We start from the raw sequence: 11684 nt of genomic DNA, 5'->3' as shown, positions 1-11684 counted from the left end.
GCGTATGACTCCGACCGAAGTTTGACGTACACGCCGCAGATCGCGTATGACTCCCGCGGCAGTTGTGCGGGCGCGCGGGCGGGGGGCGCGGCGTGAGACCGTTTCGGTTCGCCGCCATACTGTGGACGATCATCGCCCTGGGGCTGAACGCGTACATCCACTTCACCCTGGCTCCGAGCGTCAGCGATGTGCCCGGCCGGCTGATGAACCTCGGCACGCTGTACCTCATCGAGGCTGGCGTCAATGCGCTCGCCGCGGTTTTTCTGCTGGTTCGCCCCCGCCTCTGGTCGGCCCTGTTTGCCATTGTGGTCGCCCTCATCGGGTTGCTGACGCTGGTGGCCTCGGTCTGGATGCCCCTGCACCTGCCTTTCGGTCTGCCTGCCGTGCCAATGAGCTCATGGACCACCGAGAAGGCCATCTCAGCCGCCGCCCAGCTCTTCATCGTGATCAGCGGCACAATCGTGGCCGCGACAGGTCGTCGTCGCTGAAAATTCTCTGCATTCGACCAATCCGACGGCACCCCCGCACCGAATGCTTTGTGTCAAGACCCGCCCGGGGTCGACACCGAATGAGGTGGAACCTGAGATGCTTAAGCTCGTGACCCACCACAACGAACGTGAAGATCCTGCGCCAGAGGTGAGTCTTGACACTCTTCTGCAGCAGATTGCCACGGCAGACCAGCGTGCTTTCTCTGAATTGTACGACCGAGTCGCCCCCGGGTGCTCGGTCTGATCAGGCGTTTACTGGTCGATCACGCTCAGTCGGAAGAGGTCACCCAAGAGGTTTTCTTGGAGATCTGGAAGACGGCGCCGAAGTTCGACACCGAGCGTGGTGCTGCCATGTCGTGGATTCTCACCATGGCGCATCGCCGGGCCGTCGACCGCGTCAGAGCCTCGCAGTCGGGTCACGATCGCGACCTGAAGATCGGCATTCGAGATCTGGAACGCGAATATGACCAGACAGCCGAAACCGTCGAGATTCGAATCGAACACGAACGAGTGAAAAGGGCGATGGGTCAGCTGACAGAGCTTCAGCGTCAAGCCATCAGCCTCGCTTACTACGGTGGTTACAGCCACAGCGAAGTCGCAGAACTACTTCACGTGCCAATTGGCACGGTGAAGACCCGATTACGTGACGGAATGATCCGTCTGAGAGATGAGATGGGGGTGACCAAATGACCCGCGACGATGAGTACCTGTCATCTGGTGCCTACGCGATCAACGCGTTGAGCGCTGACGAGGCTCGAGCCTTTGAGCAGGCTTTGGCTGCCTCGCCCGAACTTGCCGACGAGGCCGACGAACTGAGCGCCACGGCGACGCTGCTCGGTCTGGCTACGGCGCCGGTCGAGCCGCCTGCTTCTCTGAAAGCCTCGTTGATGGCGAAGCTTGCCGAGACGGCTCAGGATGCTCCGGCCTCGCCTCGGGCATCCACACCGCCCTCGGCTCTCGCCCCGAGTCCATCGACGACCACCTCAGCGCTCCCCGCCGAGACTTCGCCCGAACCGCTCGTCGCAGACCGCCCTGCGGGCGTTCCGCTCTCGCCCGTCGCCGCCAAGGCGCAGTCGCGGTGGTTCACCCGGCCGATGGGAGTTCTCGTGGCGGCAGCAGCGGCCGTGGCACTCTTCGTGGGCGGGGGAGTGGTAGGCAACGCGCTCACCTCGAACACACCCTCGACCTCGCAAGACGCCTCTGCCAGCTCGCTCGCGCAGATCTTCTCGGCAGCCGACGTGAAGAGCACGCACAGCTCGATCGAGGGCGGCGGTCAAGCCACCGTCGTCTGGTCGGGTAAGACCGGCGCGGCTGCCATCGTGGCGCAGGGCATGCCTTCGCTGCCGTCGAACAAGACCTACGAGGCCTGGTTCATCAACGGCAGCACGGGCGTTGCGACTCCGGCCGGCACGTTCGTGCCCGGCGGCGACGCTACCACGTGGCACGTGCTCAGCGGCACCATGACAACCGGCGACACCATCGGCCTCACGGTCGAACCCGCGGGCGGCTCGCAGGCTCCCACCACAAACCCCATCCTCGCGGTCTCCTCCGCCGCCTGACCTGTCGCGCCGCCAGCTGACACACTTACCAACCCCCACACTCGAACCCTTGCACCCGCCTGGGTTACGAAAAAGCACCTCGATGATCGTATCGAGGTGCTTCTTCGCAACCTAGGGCATGACTCCACACCGGGCCGGGGGGGGCTTACCCGAATCGGCCCGAGACGTAGTCTTCGGTCTCCTTCATGGTGGGGCTGCCGAAGATCGAGGTGGTGTCGTTGTACTCGATGAGCTTGCCGGGCTTGCCCGTGCCCGCGATGTTGAAGAACGCCGTGCGGTCTGACACGCGGCTGGCCTGCTGCATGTTGTGCGTCACGATGACGATCGTGTAATCCTCTTTAAGCTCGGTGATGAGGTCTTCGATGGCGAGGGTGGAGATGGGGTCGAGGGCCGAGCACGGCTCATCCATCAGCAGAACATCCGGTGACACCGTGATCGCGCGCGCGATGCAGAGACGCTGCTGCTGACCACCCGAGAGGCCGCCGCCCGGCAGGCTCAGGCGGTCTTTCACCTCGTTCCAGAGGTTGGCGCCGCGCAGGCCCTTCTCCACCAGATCGTCGCCGTCGGCCTTCGACAGGCGGCGGTTGTTGAGCTTCAGCCCGGCCAGCACATTGTCGCGAATCGACATGGTAGGAAACGGGTTCGCCCGCTGAAACACCATACCCACCTGGCGACGAACGAGCACCGGGTCGACCCCGGGGTCGTAGAGGTTGTTGCCGTCGATGAGCACCTCGCCCTTGACGTGTGCGCCCGGAATCACCTCGTGCATGCGGTTCAGCGTGCGCAGAAAGGTCGACTTTCCGCAGCCCGACGGGCCGATGAAGGCCGTCACGGTGCGGGGCTCGATAGTGATCGAGACCCCCTCGACGGCGAGAAAGTCGCTGTAGTACACGTTGAGGTCATTGACTTCGATGCGCTTCGACACGGGGTTCCTTTGTGCGTGAGTTCGGGAGATGAAAGGTGTGGGCGGCCGGACTGCGCGGTTAGCGCATGCCCTTCGGCGCGAAGATCTTGGCCACGATGCGTGCGATGAGGTTCAGAATGACAACGAGAATCACCAGCAGCAGCGCTGCGCCCCAGGCCGAGGCGTTGGATGCCGCGATGTCTTTGCCCGGGAACGCATAGCCGGTGTAGGCCAGCACGGGCAGAGTCTGCATCGGCCCCTCGAACGGGTTCGCGTTGAAGTTGTCGGTGAAGCTCGCCGCCAAGAAGATGGGCGCCGTCTCACCGATGATGCGGGCCACGGCGAGCATGATGCCCGTGATGAGCCCGGCGATGGCCGTCGGCAGCACGATCTTCACGATGGTGGCGAACTTCGACACACCGAGGGCGAGGGATGCCTCGCGAAGGTCACCGGGCACGAGCCGCAGCATCTCTTCACAGGCCCGAACCACCGTCGGAATCATCAGCACAGACAACGCGACCGACGCAGAGAACCCGCTGAACGCCTTCGGCCCCACGATGATGGAGAACAGTGAGAACGCGAACAGACCGGCGACGATCGACGGGATGCCCGTCATGACGTCGACCAAGAATGTGACGGTTCTGGCGAGCCACTGTTTCGGTAGCGCGTACTCCACCAGGTAGATCGAGGTGAACAACCCGATGGGCACCGAAATGAGTGCCGCGATTCCGGTGATGATGAGCGTACCGACGATGGCCTGCAACGCACCCGGCGTCTGCGTGACCGTCAGAGTGTTCGGGTCGAACGTCGAGGCGCCCACCGAGGTGATGTAGCTCCAGCTGATCTGGCTGGCGCCCTGCGCGATGACCGTGGCCAGCGTCGAGACCAGGGGAATGAGCGCCAGCAGAAACGCGACGGTGACGAGACCCCTGACGAGCCGGTCGGTCGCCTTACGACGATTCTCGACGACCACCGAGAGAATACCGAGGGCGATGAGGTAGACCACGGCGGTGAGCACGAGCCAGCCCACAACGGTGAACCCGATGAGCAGCAAGAGCAGTGCGGTGACGAGGGCAGAACCGCCGAACGTAGAGTTCGACGAAGCGTGGCAGCTGACCGGTGGTCAGCGAGTTGGCGACGGGGCCCGTGGGCTTGAGTCGCGGGCTGAGCACGCTCAATATCTCGCTCCTTCGATGTCTTCTTCGGGGGTGGGGCCTTCGATGTCGCTCACGCCGATGCGAGGTGTGCCGGCGACCACGTCGATGGCGGTGGCGGAGGCGAAGTCACCCGAGGGCAACGTGCTGAGCGGGCCCGGCGTAGAGGGCTTGTCTTTGCCCTTCTTTCGCTTTCCGCGTTTGCCGTTCACAATGAGCCGGGCAATCGAGTTCACCGCCAACGAGATGACGAACAGCATGAGCCCGGTGCCGATCAGGGCATCCCGTTGCAGCGTCGTAGCGATGGGAAAGTTCAACGCGATGTTCGCCGCGATGGTCTGCGAGTTCTGGCCCTCGGTGATGAGGCGAACCGAGACGAGAATAGCCGGCGAGATGATGAGCGCAATGGCCATGGTCTCGCCGAGCGCCCGACCAAGGCCCAGCAGAGTCGCGCTGACAATGCCCGACTTGGCGTAGGGAAAGACGGCGAGCCGAATCATCTCCCAGCGCGTCGCACCAAGGGCGAGGGCGGCTTCTTCGTTCAACCGCGGCGTCTGCAAGAAGATTTCGCGTGAGATCGAGGTGATGATGGGCAGAATCATCACGGCCAGCACCAGGGCGCCGGCGAGGATGGTCGATCCGGTGGTGGTCACGGGCCCACCGAAGAGCGGAATCCAGCCGAGGTTGGCGCTCAGCCAGTCAGACAGCGGCAGCAAGAAGGGCCGAATCACAATGATTCCCCAGAGGCCGAACACGATCGACGGCACTGCGGCCAGCAGATCGACGAGATAGCCCAGGATGCTCGCCAGCCGTCTCGGCGCATAGTGCGAGATGAACAGCGCGATGCCGATGCCGATGGGGGCACCGAACAACAGGGCGATGGCTGCAGACCAGAGCGTGCCCCAGATCAGCGGGCCGACGTAAGCCCAGAAGTTGGGGAACGCAGCGGTGGGGCCGGTGTTCAGCTGGGAATTGGTCGACCAGTCGGCGGTGATGGCGGGAATGGCCGAGATGATGAGAAACAGTGCGACGCCGGCCAGAATGACCATGATCAGCACGGCCGAGCCGGTGCTCAGCCCGCGAAAGATGAAGTCACCCGGGCGAACCCGGGTGCTGCGCTTGGTGGCGGTGGAGTCATTCGACCCACCACCACCAAGCGGGGTGGTGCTTGAGGTCTTGACAGCAGACCCCGACGAGCTCGTGGGAGCAGATTGCACTGAAGTTTTGTCGCTCACAGCGTTCTTTCTTGAGAGTTCGTACGGGGCACTGCTAAAGACCGATAGATAAAGCTACAACGAACCGGCTACTACTTGACAGTGGCGAGAGTCGCCTGAATCTGCGTGAGCATCGAGTCGGGAATCGGAGCCGAGCCCGCGTTCTTCTGAGCGATCTGCTGGCCGACGCTCGAGGCGACGTAGCCGACGTACGACTTGGTCAGTGCTGCCTGAGCCGGGTCTTTGAACGTCGAGCACACGATCTGGTACGAGATCAGCGGAATCGGGTAGATGCTCGGGCCGGTCAGCTTGCTGTAGTCGAACTTCTGCGACAGGTCACCCGTGGTGGTGGGAACCGTGGTTGCACCAGCGGTGAACGCTGCGGTCGCGCCCGCCTGGCTGAAGGCGACGTTGTTGATCGTCGCAGCGGTTGCGGTGCCGATGGCGCTGTGGTCAGCGTAACCGATGGTGCCAGCACCCGCGCCGACAGCCTGTACGACGCCCGAGCCACCCTTCTGGGCGCTCGTTCCGGCGATCGGCCACGTGTTGGTGGGCGGGAAGGTCCAGATCGACGGCGCTGCTGCGCTGAGGAAGTTGGAGAAGTTCTGCGTGGTGCCCGATCCGTCTGAGCGAGTCACGGTCGTGATGGCCGTGGCGGGAAGCGACACACCGGGGTTGTCGGCTGCAATGGCCGGGTCGTTCCAGGTGGTGATCTTCAGGGCGAAGATGTCGGCGAGAGTGTTCGTCGACAGGTTCAGGGCCGAAACGCCCGGGAGGTTGTAGATGATGGCGACGCCGTCGAGGTAGACGGGCAGGTTGAGGCCGCCGCCGGTGCCGCAGATGGCTTGCGAGCTGGTCTGCTGGTCTGCCTTGAGGGGAGCATCGCTACCAGCGAAGTCGTAGCTGCCGGCGAGCCAGTTGGTGACGCCACCGCCCGAGCCCTGTGACTTGTCGTAGTTGACGGTGACGCCCTTGACCTGAGCGGTGTACGCGGCGGTCCATGCGGTCTCGGCGTTGGCCTGGGCGCTCGAACCACCAGCGGTGATCGTGCCGGTCAGGCTCGAGTCGGGGGTGGAGACGACGGCCGCTGCAGCAGCGGTGCCGGTTGAGGCTGCGGTGCTCGATCCGGTGCTCGAGGTGCTCGACGAGCAAGCAGAGAGCGCGAGGGCGGCCGCAAGAAAGACGGCTCCTGTCGCAGCTACATTTTTGAACTTCACTGTGTTCCCTTCAATTGGGGTAGTCATCAGCACTGCAGAAAAGATTCGGGCGCAAGTGCTGGCAGGCCGGTGCAGGCCCTTGACGAAGGTAAACCGACCTCGTAACGACGTTCCCCCCACCCGGTGAACGGAAGGTAAACGAGAAGCGTCGATCAGGGGTCGCGCCCCGAGATCACCCCGGTGGCCGACCCCCGTGATCGAGCCGCGTCAGCAGCTCGTCAGGAGGTCGTCAGCAGGCGTCAGTAGCGGTCAGCTGACGAGTTGGGGAACGTGCGTTTCGATGGCGATGATGCCAGAACCCGGCTGATCCACCGAGAGGTGCAGCACCGAGAAGCCCGCCACGGGTAGATCGCCGGCGCGGCTGAGCGAGGCCTGTCGCGTTCCGCCGGCGGCGAGACCGACCTCCCGCACGATTTCGGGCAAAACGGGGCCGTGCGCGCAGACGATAGCGCTGGTGAGTTTGCGCACCCGTTTCGCCACCACGTGCCGCACGTCGCTGGTGCCGTCTTCGAAGGCGTCTTGGCTGATCAGCGGCGTCTTGCGAACGCGCACCTCGGCTGCCTCGGAGAACGGCGTCACCGTTTCGATGCAGCGCCTGGCGGTACTCGAGACGAGAACTGAGGGGCCGAACGCGCGAAGGGAGGGAACGATCACGTTCGCCTCAGTACGCCCCCGATGCGTGAGCGGTCGCAGGGCATCCGGGCCGTCGAATTCGCTGCCGGGAATGGTTTTGGCGTGCCGCAGGGCGATGATGGAGAAGGTGCGAAGCACGCCCTGGTCGATGAGCAATTGAAAGCGTTCGAGCACCTCGACGTCGCGTTCGTAGCTGAGCGTCTTCTTGGCTTTGCGCAGCGACATCCACTCGCAGCCGGCCACCTCTTCGCTCGGCTCGAAGCTCGAGGCGGCGAACGATTCGGGGCTCACTTCTGCCGCCCAGTAGTACACGACTTTGTCGCGGTTGTTCGGCATGGTGTAGCTCGTCACACCGAGCGGCACGCCCAGGTCGATGGCGAGCCCGGTCTCTTCGAGCACCTCACGAACAGCGGTTTCGGGCAGGGTCTCGCCCGCCTCCACCTTGCCCTTCGGCAGCGACACATCGTTTCGCTGGGCCCGATGGATGACCAGAATGCGAACTTTGCCGTTGGTGACCCGCCAGCAAACCGCCCCCGCGGCGTAGACGGTCAACGAAGTATTCCCGGGCGCTTTCGGCGAGACGTGAGGTAATACAACCGATCTTGCAGGTTGATGAGCTTCTCTCCCGCTTCATTCTCGGTGTGACGAGTCCACTCGCCGTCGCCGTCGAGCCACCATGACGTCACTGTGTCTGACATGGCGAGTTCGAACAGCGAGCTCACCTCTTTCAGGTGCTCCGCTGAGGTCAAACGCACAAGCGCTTCGATTCGGCGGTCGAGGTTACGGTGCATCATGTCTGAGCTGCCGATGAAAACCTGCGGGTCGCCGTTGTTCACGAAGCTGAAAATTCGCGAATGCTCGAGGTACCGGCCGAGAATGGAGCGCACCCGAATGGTCTCGCTGAGACCCGGCACACCCGGCTTGATGCCGCAGATGCCGCGCACCCAGATGTCGATGGGTACTCCCGCCTGACTCGCACGATAGAGGCCGTCGATGATGGCCTCGTCGACAATGGAGTTCAGCTTGATTTTGATGCCCGACGGCAGGCCGGCTTCGGCGTTCGCCGCCTCTTGCGCGATGCGCTTGAGCAGGCCCTTTCGCAGGTGAAGCGGTGCGACGAGCAGGCGCTTGAACTTCTTCTCGATGGCGTAACCCGAGAGCTCGTTGAAGAGCCGGGTGAGGTCTTTGCCCACTTGGTCGTCGGCAGTGAACAGCCCGAAGTCTTCGTAAATGCGTGAGGTCTTCGGGTTGTAGTTGCCGGTGCCGATGTGGCTGTAGTGCCTGAGCTTGCCCTTTTCGCGGCGCACCACGAGGGCGAGCTTGCAGTGCGTTTTGAGGCCCACCAACCCATAGACCACGTGCACGCCGGCCTTTTCGAGCTTTCGTGCCCAGGTGATGTTCGCCTGTTCGTCGAATCGGGCCTTGATCTCGACCAGGGCGAGAACCTGCTTGCCCGCCTCAGCCGCGTCGATCAGAGCTTCGACGATGGGGCTGTCGCCGCTGGTGCGGTACAGCGTCTGCTTGATGGCCAGCACGTCGGGGTCGGCCGCGGCCTGCTCGAGAAACGCCTGCACGCTGGTGGCGAAGCTCTCGTAGGGGTGGTGCACCAGAATGTCTTGCCGGGCGATGGCCTTGAAGATGTCGGGGCGCGCGTTCGGCTCCGGGGGCAGCAGGTAGACGTTCGTCGTCGGTACGTGCTTGGGGTACTTGAGGTCGGGCCGGTCGATCTTGCTCAGCTCGAAGAGACCGCCGAGGTCGAGCGGCGCGGGCAGGCGGTACACCTCTTGTTCGGTGACATCGAGTTCACGAACGATGAGGCCGAGGGTCACATCATCCATATCGTCGGTGATTTCGAGGCGGATGGGCGGGCCGAACCTGCGCTTCAGCAGCTCTTTCTCGAGCGCCTGAATGATGCTCTCGGTGTCGTCTTCTTCGATTTCGACGTCTTCGTTGCGGGTGACCCTGAACACGTGGTGTTCGAGCACCTCCATGCCGGGAAAGAGGTGGCTGAGGTGATTAGCGATCAGGTCTTCGAGGCTGATGAACCGCAGGTCTTTGCCGCGTTCTTTCGGGCTGACCCGCACGAACCGGGGCAGCACCTGTGGCACCTTGAGCCGCGCGAACTCTTGGCGGTCTGACTTCGGGTTGCGCACACGCACCGAGAGGTTCAGCGAAAGCCCCGAAATATAAGGGAACGGATGAGCGGGGTCGACGGCCAGCGGCATCAGCACCGGAAAGATCTCTTCGCTGAACACCTCGGTGAGCCGGTCTTGCTCGGTCTGATCGAGCGAATCCCACGTGACGATGTGGATGCCCGACTCATCGAGCGCGGGCTTGACGAGGTTCTGGTAGGCCCGAGCATGACGCTCTTGCAGCTCATGCACCGCGATCGAAATGTCATCGAGCACCTCTTGCGGCCCGCGGCCCACGTTCGTGGGTACGGCGAGCCCGGTGAGAATGCGGCGCTTCAGGCCGGCGACTCGCACCATGAAGAATTCGTCGAGGTTGCTGGCGAAGATCGAGAGAAAGTTCGCGCGTTCGAGCACGGGCAGCGACGGGTCTTCACCGAGTTCGAGCACGCGCTGGTTGAAGGCGAGCCAGCTCAGTTCGCGGTCGAGGTAGCGGCCTTCGGGCAGCGCGGGGTCGTTCGGGTCTTCGATGATCTCGAAGTCGTCGTCGAGGTAGTCGCTGCCGACCCCCGCGTCCATGGTGATGTTGTCGCCGTCCATCTGATCATCATGTCACTGACGGGGCGGTCGTGAGAGTAAACGCCAGGTGAACGGGGCTCAGCGGTGTGCGTCTTCGCGGTATTGCACGTCGACGGTGTAGTCGGTGAAGCCGAGGCTGCGGTAGAGCTGTACTGCTGAAGCGTTGTCGTCGTCAGTGTAGAGCGCCGCGGTCGTGCATCCGCGCGCCGCCAGCGCCGCGAGCCCGTGCTGCATCAGAAGGCGCCCGAGACCCTCGCCCGCAGCCTCGGGGGCCACGCCGATGACGTAGATCTCGCCCACGCGCTCTGCCGCGGGCGTGGGTGTCGGCGTCGCCGCTGCCGCGATGTCGGTCGGTTCGATCTTCAGCCAGTTGTAGCCGACCATGGCGCCGTCGGGGCCTCGAGCCACGAGAAAATCGCCTGCCTCGAACCAGGGCTCGTCGATGCGTGCCCGCAGGTCGCTCTGCGTGATCGAACCCTGCTCGGGATGCTCGGCGAACACTCGCGCGTTCAGCGCTACCCACTCATCGTCGTCGCGCCCTGGCACGAACGAATCGATCGTGAAATCGGTCTGCGCGGGGGAGTTCGGCGCGGATGCTTCAGCCGTGTACGGCGACTCGAGCTCGAGCCGCAACTGCAGCAGCCGGCGAACCGCCGAGAACCGGTATTTCGCGGCCAGGGCCGCCGCGGCCGGGTGATCGCCGTGCGACCACGCGAGCGTGGGAATCGCCAGCGGTGCGTCAGACTGAAAGGGTTCGAGCAGCCGAGACAGATACGACACGTGCGGTCGGCGTCGGCCGACCAGAACTTTGTCTTCGTCGAGCATGTGCGCGGTGAGCGCGGCCCCGAGCCCTCGGCCCCGCAGTGCGGGGGCGATCACGAGTTCGAGGGTGTCACCATTCACGACGGCCGCACCGGCGAGAGTTTCGTCGAGATAAGCGAGGGTGAAGACACAGCGGCCGGCACGGGCATCCACCAGCGTCTGATCGTTGAACGGAGGCTGACCGTCGGCGGCCACGACCTCGGCGCCGAGCGCCACGAGGTCACGGTACCCGCGCGAATCAAGCAGTGCCGCTCTGTCGCCGGCCCTAAGCGTTTCGAGCTTGAGCGAGTCGCTCATTTTCGTCCTCGAAGAAGTTGAAGCGATAGCCGACATTACGCACCGTGCCGATGAGAGACTCGAGGTCGCCGAGTTTCGCGCGTAACCGCCGCACGTGCACGTCGACGGTGCGCGTGCCGCCGAAGTAGTCGTACCCCCACACCTCGCTGAGCAGTTGCTCGCGGGTGAAGACACGGGAAGGATTGAGGGCGAAGAAGCGCAGCAGCTCGAACTCTTTGAAGGTGAGGTCGAGCGGCCGGCCGTGCACGCGGGCCGAATAGCTGGCCTCGTCGATGACCACGCCTGAGGCCTGAATCTTCGACGACGACTGCTCTTGAACTTGGCGGCCGATGGCGAGACGGATGCGCGTGTCGACCTCAGCGGGCCCTGCGCTCTCGAGCACGACATCTGCCGCACCCCACTCGGCGCTGACCGCGGTGAGGCCGCCCTCGGTGAGCACGAGCACGATCGGCACGCCGATGCCCGTGGTTTTCAAAATCTTGCACAGCGAACGAGCGCTCGCCAGATCGCGGCGGGCGTCGATGAAGATCAAGTCGCAGTTGGGAGTGTTCACCAGCTGTGCCGCCTCGGCAGGAATGTGCCGGGTGCGGTGGCTGAGCAGCGAGAGCGCAGGAAGCACCTCTTTGTCGACCGCAGAGGTCAGGATCAACAACTGCGCCACAGAGATCCTCCAGATAATGCCTGACGC

The 11684-nt window shown here is 63.8% G+C and carries 10 protein-coding genes and 1 pseudogene; 3 read left to right on the top strand and 8 right to left on the bottom strand.

What is annotated here, in order from left to right:
• Positions 1-92: 92 nt before the first annotated feature.
• The 3 genes and pseudogenes from IEX24_RS05480 to IEX24_RS05470 all read left to right on the top strand — a co-directional run bounded on the left by IEX24_RS05480 (position 93) and on the right by IEX24_RS05470 (position 2047).
• Positions 93-488, top strand: coding sequence for a hypothetical protein (locus IEX24_RS05480; RefSeq protein ID WP_188675020.1), 396 nt, complete (start codon positions 93-95; stop codon positions 486-488).
• Positions 489-585: 97 nt separating this feature from the next.
• A pseudogene (locus IEX24_RS05475) lies at positions 586-1178 on the top strand (sigma-70 family RNA polymerase sigma factor).
• Positions 1175-2047: an anti-sigma factor gene (locus IEX24_RS05470; RefSeq protein ID WP_188675017.1), complete on the top strand. Its 873-nt coding sequence runs from the start codon at positions 1175-1177 to the stop codon at positions 2045-2047. Before IEX24_RS05475 ends, IEX24_RS05470 begins: the two are co-directional and overlap by 4 nt.
• Before the next feature lie 145 nt (positions 2048-2192).
• Here IEX24_RS05470 and pstB read toward each other — a convergent pair whose 3' ends face one another.
• The 8 genes from pstB to IEX24_RS05430 all read right to left on the bottom strand — a co-directional run bounded on the left by pstB (position 2193) and on the right by IEX24_RS05430 (position 11657).
• Positions 2193-2972, bottom strand: coding sequence for a phosphate ABC transporter ATP-binding protein PstB (gene pstB / locus IEX24_RS05465; protein ID WP_188675014.1), 780 nt, complete (start codon positions 2970-2972; stop codon positions 2193-2195).
• 58 nt (positions 2973-3030) lie between these two features.
• Positions 3031-4005: a phosphate ABC transporter permease PstA gene (gene pstA, locus IEX24_RS05460; protein ID WP_229715114.1), complete on the bottom strand. Its 975-nt coding sequence runs from the start codon at positions 4003-4005 to the stop codon at positions 3031-3033.
• Between the two features lie 120 nt (positions 4006-4125).
• On the bottom strand, positions 4126-5193 hold the full coding sequence (gene pstC / locus IEX24_RS05455) for a phosphate ABC transporter permease subunit PstC (RefSeq protein ID WP_229715168.1): 1068 nt from the start codon (positions 5191-5193) through the stop codon (positions 4126-4128).
• Between the two features lie 218 nt (positions 5194-5411).
• Positions 5412-6536 (bottom strand): phosphate ABC transporter substrate-binding protein PstS, encoded by a 1125-nt coding sequence (locus IEX24_RS05450; protein WP_188675011.1) that lies wholly within the window; start codon positions 6534-6536, stop codon positions 5412-5414.
• Between the two features lie 249 nt (positions 6537-6785).
• A complete protein-coding gene (locus tag IEX24_RS05445; RefSeq protein WP_188675008.1) occupies positions 6786-7721 on the bottom strand; it encodes an NUDIX hydrolase in 936 nt (311 codons plus the stop codon).
• Complete coding sequence (locus tag IEX24_RS05440) at positions 7718-9898, bottom strand: RNA degradosome polyphosphate kinase (protein WP_188675005.1); 2181 nt, start codon at positions 9896-9898, stop codon at positions 7718-7720. Before IEX24_RS05440 ends, IEX24_RS05445 begins: the two co-directional genes overlap by 4 nt.
• Before the next feature lie 57 nt (positions 9899-9955).
• Positions 9956-10996: a mycothiol synthase gene (mshD, locus tag IEX24_RS05435; RefSeq protein WP_188675002.1), complete on the bottom strand. Its 1041-nt coding sequence runs from the start codon at positions 10994-10996 to the stop codon at positions 9956-9958.
• Positions 10965-11657: a response regulator transcription factor gene (locus tag IEX24_RS05430; RefSeq protein ID WP_188674999.1), complete on the bottom strand. Its 693-nt coding sequence runs from the start codon at positions 11655-11657 to the stop codon at positions 10965-10967. Before IEX24_RS05430 ends, mshD begins: the two co-directional genes overlap by 32 nt.
• Positions 11658-11684 lie beyond the last annotated feature (27 nt).

Source organism: Subtercola lobariae (assembly GCF_014640255.1).
In the GTDB taxonomy this organism is placed as follows: Bacteria; Actinomycetota; Actinomycetes; order Actinomycetales; family Microbacteriaceae; genus Subtercola; species Subtercola lobariae.
This window is presented reverse-complemented; position numbering and strand designations above follow the sequence as displayed.

Bases quoted from the DNA above. Each gene is read 5' to 3' on its own strand.
- IEX24_RS05470 (WP_188675017.1), top strand. From the start codon at position 1,175: ATGACCCGCGACGATGAGTACCTGTCATCTGGTGCCTACGCGATCAAC.
- IEX24_RS05440 (WP_188675005.1), bottom strand. From the start codon at position 9,898: ATGGACGGCGACAACATCACCATGGACGCGGGGGTCGGCAGCGACTAC.
- mshD (WP_188675002.1), bottom strand. From the start codon at position 10,996: ATGAGCGACTCGCTCAAGCTCGAAACGCTTAGGGCCGGCGACAGAGCG.